Annotated in this window: 13 protein-coding genes; 7 read left to right on the top strand and 6 right to left on the bottom strand. The window is 34.8% G+C overall.

What is annotated here, in order from left to right; genetic code table 11:
* Positions 1 to 60 precede the first annotated feature (60 nt).
* Positions 61 to 2019 (bottom strand): M4 family metallopeptidase, encoded by a 1959-nt coding sequence (locus BLS98_RS17000; protein WP_089737703.1) that lies wholly within the window; start codon positions 2017 to 2019, stop codon positions 61 to 63.
* Positions 2020 to 2343: 324 nt separating this feature from the next.
* Complete coding sequence (locus BLS98_RS17005; protein ID WP_089737704.1) at positions 2344 to 3558, bottom strand: type IX secretion system plug protein; 1215 nt, start codon at positions 3556 to 3558, stop codon at positions 2344 to 2346.
* Between the two features lie 70 nt (positions 3559 to 3628).
* Between BLS98_RS17005 and BLS98_RS17010 the strand changes: the two genes are divergently transcribed.
* The 4 genes from BLS98_RS17010 (at position 3629) to BLS98_RS17025 (ending at position 6260) form a co-directional block, all read left to right on the top strand.
* Positions 3629 to 4267, top strand: coding sequence for an MBL fold metallo-hydrolase (locus BLS98_RS17010; protein WP_089737853.1), 639 nt, complete (start codon positions 3629 to 3631; stop codon positions 4265 to 4267).
* Positions 4268 to 4365: 98 nt separating this feature from the next.
* The gene (locus BLS98_RS17015) at positions 4366 to 4932 is read left to right on the top strand and encodes a leucine-rich repeat domain-containing protein (protein ID WP_089737706.1); all 567 of its coding nucleotides are present in this window, start codon (positions 4366 to 4368) and stop codon (positions 4930 to 4932) included.
* Between the two features lie 87 nt (positions 4933 to 5019).
* Positions 5020 to 5355, top strand: a complete 336-nt coding sequence (locus BLS98_RS17020; RefSeq protein ID WP_089737707.1) for a DUF7674 family protein — start codon at positions 5020 to 5022, stop codon at positions 5353 to 5355.
* Between the two features lie 74 nt (positions 5356 to 5429).
* On the top strand, positions 5430 to 6260 hold the full coding sequence (locus tag BLS98_RS17025; RefSeq protein WP_139166143.1) for a hypothetical protein: 831 nt from the start codon (positions 5430 to 5432) through the stop codon (positions 6258 to 6260).
* 64 nt (positions 6261 to 6324) lie between these two features.
* On the opposite strand, the gene BLS98_RS17030 is transcribed toward BLS98_RS17025, so the two are convergent.
* Genes BLS98_RS17030 through BLS98_RS17040 form a run of 3 tightly spaced genes read right to left on the bottom strand, consistent with a single transcriptional unit; the run spans position 6325 to position 11518 of the window.
* On the bottom strand, positions 6325 to 8781 hold the full coding sequence (locus BLS98_RS17030) for a TonB-dependent receptor (protein WP_089737711.1): 2457 nt from the start codon (positions 8779 to 8781) through the stop codon (positions 6325 to 6327).
* A gap of 23 nt (positions 8782 to 8804) precedes the next feature.
* Positions 8805 to 10286 carry a trehalase family glycosidase gene (locus BLS98_RS17035; RefSeq protein WP_089737713.1) on the bottom strand — a complete coding sequence of 494 codons (1482 nt, stop codon included), beginning with the start codon at positions 10284 to 10286 and terminating at the stop codon, positions 8805 to 8807.
* Between the two features lie 2 nt (positions 10287 to 10288).
* Positions 10289 to 11518: an MFS transporter gene (locus tag BLS98_RS17040; RefSeq protein WP_089737715.1), complete on the bottom strand. Its 1230-nt coding sequence runs from the start codon at positions 11516 to 11518 to the stop codon at positions 10289 to 10291.
* Between the two features lie 123 nt (positions 11519 to 11641).
* On the opposite strand from BLS98_RS17040, the gene BLS98_RS17045 reads away from it, so the two are divergent.
* Entirely contained in the window at positions 11642 to 12505 is an 864-nt protein-coding gene (locus BLS98_RS17045) for an AraC family transcriptional regulator (protein WP_089737717.1), read from the top strand.
* 347 nt (positions 12506 to 12852) lie between these two features.
* Here the strand turns inward: BLS98_RS17045 and BLS98_RS17050 are convergent, their stop codons facing one another.
* Complete coding sequence (locus tag BLS98_RS17050) at positions 12853 to 13407, bottom strand: thioredoxin family protein (protein ID WP_089737719.1); 555 nt, start codon at positions 13405 to 13407, stop codon at positions 12853 to 12855.
* A 263-nt stretch (positions 13408 to 13670) separates the two neighbouring features.
* Between BLS98_RS17050 and BLS98_RS17055 the strand changes: the two genes are divergently transcribed.
* Together BLS98_RS17055 and BLS98_RS17060 are read left to right on the top strand one after the other, a co-directional pair.
* Positions 13671 to 14294, top strand: coding sequence for a TetR/AcrR family transcriptional regulator (locus tag BLS98_RS17055; protein WP_228436030.1), 624 nt, complete (start codon positions 13671 to 13673; stop codon positions 14292 to 14294).
* A gap of 367 nt (positions 14295 to 14661) precedes the next feature.
* Entirely contained in the window at positions 14662 to 15822 is a 1161-nt protein-coding gene (locus tag BLS98_RS17060; RefSeq protein WP_089737723.1) for an efflux RND transporter periplasmic adaptor subunit, read from the top strand.
* Positions 15823 to 15830 lie beyond the last annotated feature (8 nt).

Below are 15830 nucleotides of genomic sequence, written 5' to 3' on the forward strand. Positions count from 1 at the left end.
AATATAAAAAAGGCCGCAGAAAATTTCCGCGGCCTTTCTCTTGAAATATATTAAAGTAGTTTATTTTTTGATCAGGTTTCCGGCTTTTTGTCCGTTCACTGTTACGATATAAACTCCAGGAAGCATATTGGATGGTAACTGTATATCCAGTCTATTCGCACCATCGGTAAGATTAACTTTTTCAGAAAGTTCTTTTCTTCCGGTTAAATTCATTACCTCTACAGTTCCTTTCCCTGCTTTTCCATTAAATACAACACTAAATCTATCTGTTGCTGGATTTGGACTGATGGCATACGGGGACTCATTAGTTGCAGCTGTTGCAATAAGTCCTGCCGGAGAAGTTCCTCCTCCAACACCTACTGCATTCCAAGCATTGGTAACCTGTGTTACTTCATTACTTCCTGCACCATATAAATCTGTTGCAGCCTGTAAAGAATATGTTCTAGCATTTGCATAAGTGGAAGTAGAAATAAGATAAGTAGTAAGTGTTCTGTAAGCAATAGCTGCTGCCTTATCTAATCCTATTCCTGAAACATTATAAGCAAAACCGTTATCATTGGTTCCTGATCCACCTGTTACCAGTAAATAATACCAGAAATTTAAAACTCCTGAATTGGTATGAACCCCACAATAATCATTAGCCTGACTAGGACTTGCACAACCTGAAGTAGTTGCGGTCTTCCAATAAGTACCCAAATAGGTATCTGGCTGGCTGTAGGCATTAGGATTAGCCATATCTCTGATCACATAACTGAAATCTTCTCCTAACGTCCAGCTAGCCTGAGTAGGTCTTGCCCAGCGCTCAATTGAGTTTCCAAAAATATCAGAGAAGCCTTCATTCAATGCTCCCGGTTCTCTTTGATACACAAGATTAGCTGTTTTAGATGTCATTCCGTGTGTAATTTCGTGTCCACAAACATCAATAGCTGTTAGAGGTTTTCCACCATTTGTACTAGAACTTCCGTCACCATAAGTCATTCTCGAACCATCCCAAAACGCATTGAAATAATTGGTAGAATAATGAACATAGGATTTTATAGCAAAATGATTGTTATCAATACTCTTTCTTCCGAATTTTGTAAACAGATAATCCACTGTCATTTCTGCACCCCAATGGGCATCGGTAGCATACTGATCCTTATTGGTATTTACATTGTTCCATACATTATCTGTATCTGTAAAATCTACTGCTGAAGCATAGCTGGTTCCTTTTTTCAAATTATAGGTTTCTACAGAAGTTCCGCCATTTCTACCCGTCTCTCTAAGCCTGTAGCTTCCATTATAAGAATCTGTTACAATATTTCTGTTCCCACTGTAACCTGTAGTGGCAGTTCCAGGGGTATTTACATCGTGAATGATAGCATCCATTCCCAAAACTTTTCCATTTTTGGCATCAACAAATACATATTGTCTGCTTAGAGGTTTCTCTGCATAAATATCAAATTTATAAGCTAACTTCAGGTCTTTAAGTGTTTCATCAGTTGGATCCGAATAATAGACAATCTCGCCCTTAGGAGCAAAACTTGCATTATCATCTTTGGTTTCTTTTTTAATAAAATCTTCCTCTTCTTTATTTTGCCATTTATACTGTTCTGCTCCCACAAAATTTAGAGCATTTTGTAAAGCAATTTCTTCAGAAATATTAGATTTCTTCTCTACTCCTGATGGAACTTTAAGCACCCATTTTCCGGACTGACCTACAATTTTACCGTTTTTAGTCTGTACAGCCATCATTCCATATTCAACAGGAATATCATTTACTGTCTGTTGAAATCTATGGGTTTCAAAACCTAGTTTATCGGTTTCAAGTCCTAATTTGCGGGCTTGTCCCGGTGAAAGTTTTTCAGATCTTTCATCAAGTAAAACCGGACTCCCTTGAAAAGTAGGTCCATTTTTATCAAATCTTAGGAATTCTGCATGTAATCCACTTTTACCAGGAATTACTTTTGATGGTGTGTTTTGTCCAAAAACGAATGAGCAGGCTGCAACGCTTACTGTCAGGATAAATTTTGTTTTCATAAATAATATTTGTTAAGTGTAAAACGAAGGTAAAAATTTTTCACAATAAAATGACATACATATTGTAAAAAATTCAATAGAAAATATAAATCATTACACAAACCATAATAATGATTTTAAAACAAAACGAAATAATTAAAAATAATTTTATTATTTTGAAAATTTTACATGAATTAAATTCACAAAAATCAATATTTTGTGAATTATTATTTTCGTTATGCAAAACATTTTATTGAATAAAATTCTTTTGATTCTAAATATCTATTAAAAAAATAAGGCTATCTCCAGAGAGACAGCCTTTGAATATTTTTAAAAAGTTTGTTTTTATTTTCTAACAGGAGTCCTGAATTCTCCATACCCTATCAACCCATCATAATTTCTTCCGAAAGGAGCATAGTAAAGAAATGCCTGATAAAGGTTTTCTGTCTGCCAGAAGTTACCATTCACTTCTCCAAAATTTAAAGGAGCATCACCTTGTTTTGTTGCAAGAACATAGTTATAAAACCCTTGTTTCAGGAATAACTTGGCAACATATTGCTTTGTAGCGGCATCATATTGCATCTGGTTTTCTTTACTGGGTTTAAAATTATTGAATCCTCCCAAAATATAAATGTCTTTATCTACCGGATCAGATTCAAGAGAAAAATACACCCATGAATAATCAGCTTCTCTTTCAGCATCTCTTTCTCTTCCCAAATCATTTCTTCTGTAATACCATGCCCCATTTACATCAGGCTGATACTGATAATTTAAAGGAAATGCCCAAACCGGATGTAAATACGTATGATTGCCATCATCTTTTACTTCTACCGCACGAACCATATCTGCAGCGATCGTCATATTTTTATTATCAAAATAGTAAAATTCATTGTCTCCAGGGAAAACAAGGTTCATCTGCTGGAAAAGCAATTGGTTCCCCAAAACAGTACTTGGCTTCAGATCAGAAATTACCATATTCGGATTGTTATTCTGCATCACGTTCAAACTCATGGAGTTGACATTGGAGGAAAGATCTCCCACTTTTGGTAAAGCCTTTATTTCTACTCTTTGATTGATATTGGGATTCTTGGCATCTGCAATCCTTGAAACATTAACACCAAGGGAAGCACCATCTTCTACCAGATAAAAACGTCTTTTGAATAGGGGCTTGTCCGCAGAATCCTTATAAACAATCAACTCAAAGTTTCCTGATATCTTTGGTTGTATTTTATCATTGGGAAAAGTCAGTTTATAATGAGTATACGCCTGTAAAGTATTGAATGAATACTGAAATTTATCTAATAATCCATTCATACTGCCTGTGGCAATTTCTGTAAAGAAGAGATTATCATCATTCCAGTTTCTGTCATAATGTTTGATGGTATATCGATAGATCTCACTGCCATTAGTAAGATCGTCAAAACTCAATACCAATTGTTCACCGAACTTAATGACCGGCGTTTCATCATTCGTCTGAGGGTTAAACAACTGGATGCTTTGGATATTTTGTCCATACATCAGCCCACCCAGTGAAAGTAAGAGTATTCGCAAAGTTTTCATTATGACGAAGATAACGAAAAATAGCCATTTTCTTAATAATATCGTATTTTTGAATAAAAATATTCAGACTATGCTTCAGATTCAAGGATTCGTATGCAACTTTGCAAGTGAGAACACCTACATTCTTTATAATGAAAACAAAAATGCCTGGTTAATAGATCCGGGAAATATGAATGAACAGGAAACCAGAGCCATTGATAACTTTATTAAAGAAAAAGAACTGAACATCCAGAAAATTCTTTTAACCCATGCTCATATTGACCATGTTTTGGGGCTTCAATGGGCATTTGACACGTTCAAAGTTCCGGTAAATATGCATAAAGAAGATCAGGAAGTTCTCGATATGCTTCAAGCAAGTGGAATGCGATTCGGATTCCCTGTTGATCCTGTAAAAGTAGATATTGTATACGTAAACGAGGGAGAAGAACTTGATCTGGATGGAGAGAAATTCAACATCTATCACGTTCCGGGACATTCTCCAGGAAGTGTAGTGTACCACAACGAAAATCAAAAGTTTATGATCTCAGGAGATGTGCTTTTTGAAGGCAGTATTGGAAGAACAGATCTTTACAAAGGAAATTACGAACAGTTAATTGATGGTATCAAGACAAAACTGTTTGTATTGGATCCTGAAACACAGGTTTTCTCCGGTCATGGAAACCCTACCTCTATTGGATTTGAGAAGCAGTATAATCCGTTTTTAAAGTAAAAAATAAAACTTTTAAGATTATAAATTGATATTGCTGTGAATTGAACCTTATTTTAAATTATAATTTTGGAGATGCAACCTGCTTAATGATTCATTCAATGGAAAATCCAATAAAAATAGGAAATTATTACTATGATATCAACAGTGAACATTTCTGTCTGGAATGGGGAGAATCTTTAAGAAATTTCAATGAATTGTCTTATCTGAGTCAATTTCCCAATCTTAGATCTGCTACTTTTACCAATACAAACCTCAATGATGAAGGCTTGGCTCACGTATCAAATTGCAGTATGATTGAAAATTTAAATTTACAGGATACCGAAATTACAAACGAAGGCATACAATATTTACAAAATCTGTACACTCTGAGATATCTTCGATTAAAAGATAACTTACAACTTACAAATGAATGCGTTCCCTATTTGATAGAGCTGGAGAATTTAGAGAATCTTGAAATACAAGAAACATCAATTACTGAAAATGGGCTGAAAAAATTAACGGCTTTGAAATATCTTGAAAAGCTTATTATTTACGTTCAGAATAACAATTACACATTTGAAGGTCTTTTACAAATATCCCGTGAACTTCCAGAAGATTGTGAGCTTTTAGCAAAAGGAAATGGGTCATTCTATAATGGGGAATTTGAAGGCACATGGAAAGACTAGAAAAATAAACGACTGTTTATGACCAGAACATACATCATAAATCAGATTGATGCTGTATTTGACCTACTGGTATCAGATTCATCATATTTGAAGAAAAAATGGAGTAAATATTACAATACAGAATATAAAGACAATTGTGAACGGCTTTTATATTTTGACATGATGGCGATTAGCGCTTTCATAATAAAGTTATTTCAAAAGAAAAAATCAAAAGCCCTTCAATCATTTTTTGATAAAGTTGAAATTATCCTTAATGATGCTGATTCCGAAGTTAAAAATTTAATTTTGGCAGGATTAATAGAAGGAATCCAACAGATATGTCCGTATAAAAAAATTGATATGCGATACGAATTTGATACCTGGCTCTCTCCTTTGACCAAAAAGCATTGGGATAAATTAACGGGCTTTTATAAATTTGATTAAATCACATAATAGACAAAAAAAACATCTAAAGAAGTATATATACCTTTAGCCATAGATAACTTATAAGTATTACAATGAAATCAAAAAAAATATATACTTTATTTTTTATCTTGTTTTTTTACATGATAAAAGTGAATGCTCAATTTGTAGGGTATTATAAGTTCGATGACGAAGATTTAGATTCGCCAAATCCTTCATTATTTATATTACCCAACAATGAATTTTATTTTTTCAAATATGGCAGTTGGAAAACCGGAAAATGGTCTAAAGTTGATGAAGACAATATAATATTAACTGAAGTTAAAGCTGAAGAAGATCCTATTGAAGTTTATGGAAAATTTGATAAAAATAAAAAAGATATTACCATTAATCTATTGGGCTACCTGAATGGGCCTTCTAAATCATATGCTTTTATAAATTTTTCCAGGGATATTACCGCTCAGAAAAAATTTCAGTCCATTTTTAATGATGATAAGAAATTATTCGAAAGTAGTTATGAGTTCACAAAAAACAACAACGGGTATAATTGGATGACAATCAGTATTCCACGCAATAAAAATAAGTATAAAAACAATATCAGCTATCCTTTTGACGCATTGAGTTACACATATCCAATAAATAAAAAGTATAATTACTACATTGTCATACAAAATATTGATTCTATTCTGTCACCCGTCACCTTAAAACTTACAAAACAAAATAAAAACTATTACATTGGTTTTGATAGATTTATAAAACAAAAAGAGTTGACAGCTGCTGAAACATTGAAAAAGATTCAAGATGCCAAAATATCAGTTGAAAGTGGAAGTCATAAAAAGAATTTCGGAACTAAAATCCCGTATCAATCTGTTGAAAAAAGTATGATAAACGAAACTTCAGTTCTTACTTCACCGGACGAAAAATAGATACGCTAACAAAAAAACCGCCAGAACCAGGTCCTGACGGTTTCGTGTTATAAAGAAATAGAGTTTAGAAATCTAAAGTAATTGAAGCTCGGGCAGCAGCTCCCATTATAGGTCTTGCCATTCTGATAGCAGACCCTGCTACAGCCTGAGATCTTGGATCTCCTTCTGTAATTCCGATCGTATTAAAGATATTGGTTCCATCAACTGCAAAACGAATTTTACCCAGCTGATAAGACATTCCTGCTCCAAATTCAGTGAAGGAAGGTAGAATGTTATCATCTGTATTTCCTTCATCCTGGAAACGCTTCCCATAATAATTCATGCTTACATACGCTCTCCAATCTTTGGTGATATTCACTGCGGGAGAAATATTGAAATAGAACTTAGGAATTCTTCTTACAACATTACCACTATAGTCAAATGTAGTACCATTGGCGTTTCGTCCGTTAAAATCCTTATATTTTGGATTCTGAATCGTTCCGTTGAAAGTAACTTCAAAAATATTATTGAATAATCTTGCATACCCTTCAATTTCAACTCCAAAATTGGTAGTATTGGCAAATTTATTTTCTGAAGTTCCGTCTGAATAAACATCGGTAAACGAAAGATTTTTAAGCGCAGAATAAAAAGGAATCACTGCAATATCGAAAGTACGGGAATAATATTTATACCCTACTTCCAGTTGATTGGTTAATACAGGTTTTACAAGATCAAGTTTTCCTATATTATTGTAATATGCTTCTTCATTCGGAGATCTGAAACCATGAGAGAAACGAGCATATACTGCATTTTCACGATTAATCTTATAATTGGAAGCTAAGGTGTAAGAGACTTTGTTAATATCATAATACCAATACGTATATTGATTTCCTAAAACATTCATATTATCATCTGCTGTGGTAGTATCAAAACCATGTGTTCCGTCTACCGTTAATCCTGAATTATTAAGATTAGCTGTAGTGGTATTCACTTTATATCCTCTGTAATAATCACGGCTGTAACGGATTCCTCCATTAAAACTTAATGCATCCGTTATATTATAATCCAGATTTAAATAAAGATCATTTAAGCTTCCCTGAATCTGCGAATCCCTAAGTAGGCTAGACATATTTAGAACTCCGTTATAGGTTTTAGAATATCCAGCGCTGCTTGGACTAAGAGAAGGATCAACCAGGTTTAACAACTCAGGTCTGTCTGTTGCTGTTGCCAAAATATTACTCCAGTTCCAATATTGATGAGATTTCCAATTTGATTTATAAAACCCGGCCGTTACATTTCCTTTGTCGAATTTATAGTTGAACTGCAAATCATTCACAAAATTATTCATCTGTTTATCTATAGCCCAGAATCCTAATTTTTGAACAAACTGAGGAGCTACCACTGCTCCACTGCTTACCATGGAGTACTGATAGTTAGTCATTCCAAGGCCTCCTTTATCTATTGATTTTGTTGCAAAATCAGCACCTGTTTGAGGCGCACCTGCCGGGAAAATCCCCGTATAGTTCATATCTATATTAGTGTATCGAGTTTTATTGATGACGCTGAAATTTCCACCCAGGTCATACTTAAACTCAGCTCCTAATACATCTACTTTCGGATGAATTCCATCTTCAAGATTTCTGTTGAAAAAGCCACCTCCAGCCTGTGGAATATTTAATTGACTGATGGCTCTGTAGCTGTAGGTCCCGTAATTAGGATCAAAACCTGCAAATCCTTTCAATTTATCTCCATCTTGTGTCAATGGAATTGGCAGGAAGAAAGTATTTCTGTCATCCAGTTTTTTATAATATACTTTAACATATCCTTTATCAAAAACATATTTCAGATTCATTCTGATCTGTCCTCCGTTATTGGCTTTGAATCCTGTTTTTCTGATTCCGTCATCTGATCTGTAGAAACCACCAATATTGAAAAATAATTTATCTTTTACCAAAGCACCACCTACATTAAGATCTGTACGGATCAAACCATAGGTACTGGTTTCCAATTTTGCACTTCCTTTAAAATCATTGGTTCCTTCTTTTGTAATGAAGTTGATAAGACCTCCCGGGGAATTATTGGCATAAATAGATCCGGAACCTCCTCTCAAAGCCTCTAAGCGGCTTACAGAATTATCCACACGGAAAAAATTATCTGCATTGGCAAATTGAAGCGCCCCATCTTCAAAAACCGGAAGGCCATCTTCCTGAACCTGCACAAATTCATAAGCTCCTGCAGATGGAATTCCCCTTGCAAAAAGGTTGTTCCCTACTTCACCACCTGAAGTTTCCACGGCAAACCCCGGAACTCTCTGAAGCAAAGCAGCAGCACTAATCGGGTTCTGCTTTTGAATCTCTTTGGCACTGAATGTTGAAATAGCAGTGCTGGATTCTATTTTTTTCTTAGGATTGGAATTCCCGGTAATGACAACCTGATCGATAGAAGAAACTTTCACGGAATCTTGTGGAGTTTCCTGTGCATACGCTTTATTGAAATACAATACAGCAGTTGCGGCGATTAAAAAGATTGATTTTTTTTTCATAGCCCTATTTTTTATTGTTAGTTTCAGTTTTGTTGTAGTTTTAAATACACTCCATTTGTCCAACCGAATCCATCCTGATTGGGATATTCCCCGCCTCCTGCTATTGTTTCCGTATCTAATGCATTGTATTTTTCCATCAGTTTCCCTGTATTCTTGTAGACCCTTTCTACATTGAAACACCAGTTATTTTTAATTTTTTCAGCCAGTTCATTAAAATCATAATTTTTCATTGCTTTAAAGCCAAGCCATTGATAAGGTGCCCAGGCATTGGGTAAATCCCATTGTTGCCCTGTTTTTTGGGTAGTAGTAACCAACCCACCCGGATATAAAAACTTTCCAGAAATAGTTTCAGCTATTGCTTTGGCTTGCTCCTGATCTGCAATTCCAAGGAATAAAGGGTAAAGAGCAGCAATATGTTCAGACGGTGTTTTTGTGTTTTTTTTAATATGATAATCTTTGTAAATCTTCGTCTTTTCATCCCAGAAGTATTTATTAATCATATGTCTTCGCTTTGCTGCTCTTTCAGTAAAATAATTTTCTTTGTCTTTCAGATGCTGAAGTGCTGATGATCTTGCCAATGTAGTTTCCAAATGCCATAAAAGACAGTTTAAATCAACCTCAGCAAGATTCAGGGTTTCTATTGTCTGAATATGTTCTCCGTCTGCAAACCATCTGCTGGAAAAATCCCAGCCCGATTCACAGGCGCTTCTTATATTTCTGTAAAATTCTTCTCCCGAAGCATTCTCCTGATCTTCAATATCAATCAGATAGCTTTCAGGGCGAGGTACATTTTCAGCATCATAATATCTGTTCAGGATATCTCCATCCTGGGTTTTTACAACTCTTTTGAATCCCGAACCACTTTCTGCTTCCTCTTCTCCATTCATCCAGAAAGCATATTCCTTTTCCAAAGTATCATGATATTTTGAATAAATAGCTTCATCATTCTTTGTCTCAGCAAGAAGTTCCAGCATTAATGAAAAATAAGGCGGTTGTGACCGGCTTAAAAAATGGGTTCTACTCGCATTGGGAACAAATCCAACATTCTGAATCAAATAAGAACAGTTTTCCACAATATTCTCCATCATTTCCACTCTCCCGGAAACCTGTAGTCCAAGCATGATAAAATAACTGTCCCAATAAAAAAACTCATTGAAACGTCCACCTGGAACGACATAAGGCTTTGGTAATTTTAAAAGTGTTCCCTTTTCTTCATAAGCGTTACGTGTAAGTTCATCCCATAGCTTTTCTATATGCTGATCGATGGGAAGATGATCTTCTCTCCGAACAGATATTTTAGCTCCTAAAAAATCAAAATGAGTCATCACAAAATGTTTCAGATCAAAGCCTGCAGCATCTTTCTCCTGCTCATATTTTGCATTAATCTCTGCAATCGGAAATAAAGGAACTGCATCCGTCATCATTTTCTGATCTTCAAAAATTTTTGATTTCTGTACTGCGTCAAAAAGGACCTGAATTTCTTTGATATAAAGCTGATTATTCATAGTTATTTTTTAGGATTGATTTTTAATTTATTCATGAAAATGGCCGAAGTAATTAACAGCGAAAGCGGAATCAGAGACAGGTAAAATGCCTGTTGCCCACTGAATTCCTGAAATACAAAACCTGTAATAATTGAGCCTATTGTTCCTCCAATCGCAGAAAAAACTACAATCAGTCCGGACATTGCGCTGTGTAAATATTTAGGAATGGAAGCCAGAATCACAGAGTTGATACTCGGATAAATTGGAGCCAGCAAACCGCCCATTAATGGAAATAAATACACTACAAGTGGTGCATTCAGCCAGTTTGTACCAGCATCAATATGAATATTGTGAGTTAATGGAAGGACCAAAAGTAAACTTACTGCAAATCCAATCACACAGAATGATACCACATAAATCCAACTGATCTTTCTGGAAAAGAACCCGGATAGAAACCTTCCCAATGCAAAAGCTCCCGCCAAAACTGCTCCTGCCTGAATACTCATAGAAGTAGGAACTTTTAAAATTTCTTTATAAAATGTAGGAGTCCATGTCTGAAAACTCTGCTCTACCAATACAAAAAGGAAAGCACATAGTAAAAAGCATAATACTTTTTTATAACTGAATAAGCTTGCACTGTTTTTCAGATCTCCCAACCAATCGGTTCTCTCACTTTTCGCGGCTTTTTCATTTAGTTTTGAAAAGAATAAAAACAAAAAAGACAGCGTAGAAAGAGCTCCCAAAACCCAATATACATTCAGCCAATGGGTAGATTTCGGATTATGATCGTCAATATATAAACTGAACAATAGATTTCCTGCTAATACTCCAATCATGAAAAACCCTTCCAGAAAGCCCATAAAGCTTGAGTGCTCTTTATCTGTTTCTGTTACCAGACCAATAGAGGTGAAAACAGAAATTTTAATCAATGCAAAAGAAACTCCTACGATGGCAAATAATAATTTAAAGACCCAAAAATCATTGGTAAACGGCATCACAAAGCACATTCCACTCACCAAAAACAATGCGATCAGCATAGATTTTTTGATGCCTATTTTAGGAAGAAATGATGCCAGAATGAAAGAACAGATGGCAATCGGGAGGTCTTTAAATCCTTCCAATATACTGGCAGATGATTTCGAAATTCCAAAGTTCTGCTGAACCTGTAAAATAACAGTTCCTACAGAATTCAGAAGAATTGCGAAAACAAAATAGTTTAAAAACAGAACCGCCTTGATGTTGAAGTTTTTCATTCAGGTTATTTCTTTGCGGCTAAGATAGAAGCATTTCTGTTCACAATAATTTAACACAATAAATCAATATTTGAACAATATTAATATAATTAGTATTTTTAGTGAATAAATATGATTAACTAAATGAAAGTTACTTTTGAAAGAGTAATTCCCAATGAGAAAAGCTCGTTTCGTACGATTCATAATAACTCCCCTATTTCAGAATTCAAATGGGAATATCATTATCATCCCGAAATTGAACTGGTATGTGTCATTTCAGGGAGCGGAACCCGCCACGTTGGCTATCATAAAAGTAATTATACTCATGGTGATCTGGTTCTGATAGGTTCCAATATTCCACATTCAGGATTTGGATTAAATTCTATTGATCCGCATGAAGAAATTGTCCTTCAGTTCAAGGAAGAGATTCTCCAGTTTCCCCAACAGGAAGTGGAAGCCCGATCCATCAAAAATTTGCTTGAACTTTCAAAATATGGGATTCATTTTCATCATAAAGTAAAGAAAGCCCTGCTTCCGAAATTAAAGCTGATGCTGGAATCGGAAGGTTATAAAAGATATCTGTTGTTGCTTGAAATTCTTTTCGAATTGTCAAAGTGTAAAGATTATGATCTTTTGAACAAGGAAATTATGCCCTACACCATCATTTCAAAGAATAAAACCCGTCTTGAAAATATTTTCACCTACGTAGAACACCATTACGACAAGGAAATTAATATTGAAGATGTTGCAAAACTCGCCAATCTCACCTTACCTGCCTTTTGTAATTTCTTTAAAAAAGCAACACAGATCACCTTTACAGAATTTGTGAACCGATACCGGATTAATAAAGCCTGCCTTCTGATGGCTCAGGATAAATCTATCTCAGAATGCAGTTATAGCTGTGGTTTTAATAATGTGACTTATTTCAACAGGATGTTTAAAAAGTATACGGGTAAGACACCTTCAGAGTTTATTAAGGATTATGCGCATAATAAAGTGAATGTGTGAATTTCGCACAGATCTCACAGACTTCACAGATGTTTGTGTTATAAAATGATACAAGATCAAAAAATCTGCGAGAAAATATTTCATTTAAAATTTATACAAATAAAATATCACGCAGATCTCGCTAATTTCGCAGATGTTTGCGTTATAGAATCATACAGCAACAAAAAATCTGCATAATCTCCTAAATCTACGAGAATGTTATAATAGCCACGAATTCACGAATAAAATCATTCGTGAATTCGTGGCAAATAAAAACGGGATAAACATCTGAGTAATCTATGGGCAATAAAAAAGCTGTCCTAAAAAGAACAGCTATATATTATAACAAATAAGAACCGGTAACGGAACTATTTCCATTTAATATTGCATCCCATACTTGGTCTCTGAATTTCTTCCTGTGGTTCTCCAGCTAAAAGATTTTCAAAAGCAATAATCAGGTCTTCTCCAGTGATATCCTTATTATTCCCAGGTCTTGATTCATCCATCTGACCTCTGTATACAAGATCCAATTTATCATCAAAGAAATAGAAATCAGGAGTACAAGCTGCATCATAAGCTTTAGCGATAGTCTGGCTCTCATCAAATAAATAAGGGAAATCAAATCTTCTTTCGATTTGGAATTCAATCATTTTTTCAGGAGAATCATCCGGATATTTTTCAATATCATTAGCATTGATCGCAATGAATTCAATTCCTTTTTCATTGTAGTCTTCATACAATTCATTGATTTTATCAATTACATGAAGAACAAACGGACAGTGGTTGCACATGAAGATAACCAATGTTCCTTTTTCTCCTTTCAGTTCTTCTAAAGACTGAAGTTCATTCGTTTTTGACGGGTTTGGAAGCTCAAAAAACGGAGCTTTTGTTCCTAATGCCAACATATTGGAGGGAGTATTCATATCCTTTTTCTTTAGTTTCACAAAGATAGAAATTTCTTTCGTTATATGGTAAGGAAGATGGGAACTGAAAGACGGAAGCTATTCTTCCCGATGTATTTATCGAGTAAAGCTATATACTTTATTAATTTTTACAATCATTTCCACATTATACACTTAAACTACTTCCAGTTCTCATTCTTCCAGCTTCCAAAAAAATTTTCCAACCTCCTTTTTTCATTAAAATTAAAATAACGTTTGGAAGTTATCTTTAAAAGTTTGTAGTTTTGCTAACACTGTTAGAAAAGAATATCATGGGCTTACATGAACGTCGTCAAAGAGAAAAAGAATCCATCCGTGCAAATATTTTGCAGGCGGCTTTCAATTTGGCTAAATCTGAAGGCTGGGCATCACTTTCCATGCGTAAAATAGCAGACGCTATTGAGTACAGCGCACCGGTGGTGTATGATTATTTCGAAAACAAGGATGCTATTCTATTTGAAATCTCATTAGATGGCTTCCACAAATTACATATAGAACTATTAAAGGCGCAACAAAAATTTGATACTCCTGAAGAGCAACTTGTTGCTGTTGTAGATGCATATTGGAGCTTTGCTTTTAATAATAAAGAATATTACCAACTGATGTTTGGTTTGGGAATGCAGTGTTGTGGAAAAGGGCAGATGAAAAAGGAGTTTTCCTCATTCCAGGAACTGATTTACGAATGTACTTATAACATTATTGAGAAAAACGGTTCGAATACAGATAATGCATGTCACATGTCTCATGCTCTGTTTTCAGCGGTACATGGAATGATTTCCATTATGATGATGCGTACAGGTGATATTCCGTCTACGATGAATAAATCGACTTTAGATGAAACAGTTTCATCTTTTATTAAGTCTTTATAATATTTTTTTGAACTAAAATTAACACCGTTAGGAAATTTAACACTGAATTAATAGCATTCAACTGTTGATTTCTGATTAAAAACAAAAACTATTTATGCAAAACTCTACTTTGTTGAATTGTTGAAGGTACTTATTTTTCTTTTATAATTAACACCGTTAGAAAAATTAACACTTATTACACCTCACATCTTTATATACTTAAATACATTAAAACATTTTTCAATTATGGAAACAATCGATCTGATCGGACATTAAAAATTCTGTAATTTTTTTTGAACTAATCATTAACACTGTTAGGAAAAAGAACAGCATTTATTAAAGAAAAACATTACTTAAATCTCACTTCATTAAAAAAATTAAACTAACAATGAAAATACCTGGAAAAACAAGGTTTATTGTACTTATTTCAAGTATAATTCTTTTACAGAGCTGCACCAAAGCTGCAGAAGGATCTAATAATGCACCACCAGCTCCTGAACTTCCGGTTTATACCGTTATCACCTCTCCTGCTACCACTTATCAAGAATTCCCGACTGCTTTGGAAGGAAAAAACAATGTGGAAATCAGATCTCAGGTTGATGGATATCTTGATAGAATTTATGTAGAGGAAGGTGCTTATGTAAGAGCCGGACAACCTTTATTTAAGATAGATTCAAGAAGCTATGGCGAGCAGATGAATATGGCTCAGGCTAATCTTCAGGCAGCCAATGCCAATATACAGAAAGCTAAAGTGGAAGTTGACAGACTCCAGCCTTTGGTAGCTGCAAAAGTAGTTTCTGATGTGCAACTTAAAACAGCAAAAGCTAATTATGAAGCTGCAGTAGCTGCATCCGCACAAGCCAGAGCATCAGTTGGAAGCGCCAGAATCAATGTAGGATTTACGACCATTACAGCACCGGTAAGCGGTTATATAGGAAGAATCCCTTTCAAAAAGGGAAGTCTGATCTCAAGAACAGACCCTAATCCATTGACTTTATTATCAGACATCAGCGAAATTTATGCGTATTTCTCTTTAAGTGAACTTGATTTTATTGCTTTTCAAAATAAATATCCGGGAGCCACTTTAGAAGAAAAACTGAAAAATATGCCCATGGTAGACTTGGTCATTGCAGATAACAGTACTTACCCTGAAAAAGGAAGATTAAGTATTGTAGACGGACAGTTTGATAAAACAACAGGAGCCATCAGCGTAAGAGCTGTTTTCCCTAACACCAGCGGAGCACTGAGAACCGGAAATACGGGAAGAATACGCATGCCACAACTGATATCCAATGCAGTTGTTATTCCACAGGAATCTACTTTCGAAATTCAGGATAAAACGTATGTATATGTAATGGATAAGAATAAGAAAGTAACCGGAAGACCTATCAAAATTTCTGGAAAAACAGACAGTTATTACTTTATCTCTGAAGGACTTTCACCGGGAGAAAAAATTGTCTACACAGGAATCGGAAACCTGAAAGATGGTGTTTCTATCAAACCTAAAGCTATTTCCTCAGACAGTTTATTGAGAGCAAAACCTTTGTAAATATTCTG

This window comes from Chryseobacterium jejuense, assembly GCF_900100075.1.
Classification (GTDB): domain Bacteria; phylum Bacteroidota; class Bacteroidia; order Flavobacteriales; family Weeksellaceae; genus Chryseobacterium; species Chryseobacterium jejuense.

What these genes read in the sequence shown, in the direction of transcription:
- BLS98_RS17000 (WP_089737703.1), bottom strand. Translation starts at nt 2,019, where the DNA reads ATGAAAACAAAATTTATCCTGACAGTAAGCGTTGCAGCCTGCTCATTC.
- BLS98_RS17005 (WP_089737704.1), bottom strand. Translation starts at nt 3,558, where the DNA reads ATGAAAACTTTGCGAATACTCTTACTTTCACTGGGTGGGCTGATGTAT.
- BLS98_RS17010 (WP_089737853.1), top strand. Translation starts at nt 3,629, where the DNA reads ATGCTTCAGATTCAAGGATTCGTATGCAACTTTGCAAGTGAGAACACC.
- BLS98_RS17015 (WP_089737706.1), top strand. Translation starts at nt 4,366, where the DNA reads ATGGAAAATCCAATAAAAATAGGAAATTATTACTATGATATCAACAGT.
- BLS98_RS17025 (WP_139166143.1), top strand. Translation starts at nt 5,430, where the DNA reads ATGAAATCAAAAAAAATATATACTTTATTTTTTATCTTGTTTTTTTAC.
- BLS98_RS17030 (WP_089737711.1), bottom strand. Translation starts at nt 8,781, where the DNA reads ATGAAAAAAAAATCAATCTTTTTAATCGCCGCAACTGCTGTATTGTAT.
- BLS98_RS17035 (WP_089737713.1), bottom strand. Translation starts at nt 10,286, where the DNA reads ATGAATAATCAGCTTTATATCAAAGAAATTCAGGTCCTTTTTGACGCA.
- BLS98_RS17040 (WP_089737715.1), bottom strand. Translation starts at nt 11,518, where the DNA reads ATGAAAAACTTCAACATCAAGGCGGTTCTGTTTTTAAACTATTTTGTT.
- BLS98_RS17045 (WP_089737717.1), top strand. Translation starts at nt 11,642, where the DNA reads ATGAAAGTTACTTTTGAAAGAGTAATTCCCAATGAGAAAAGCTCGTTT.
- BLS98_RS17050 (WP_089737719.1), bottom strand. Translation starts at nt 13,407, where the DNA reads ATGAATACTCCCTCCAATATGTTGGCATTAGGAACAAAAGCTCCGTTT.
- BLS98_RS17060 (WP_089737723.1), top strand. Translation starts at nt 14,662, where the DNA reads ATGAAAATACCTGGAAAAACAAGGTTTATTGTACTTATTTCAAGTATA.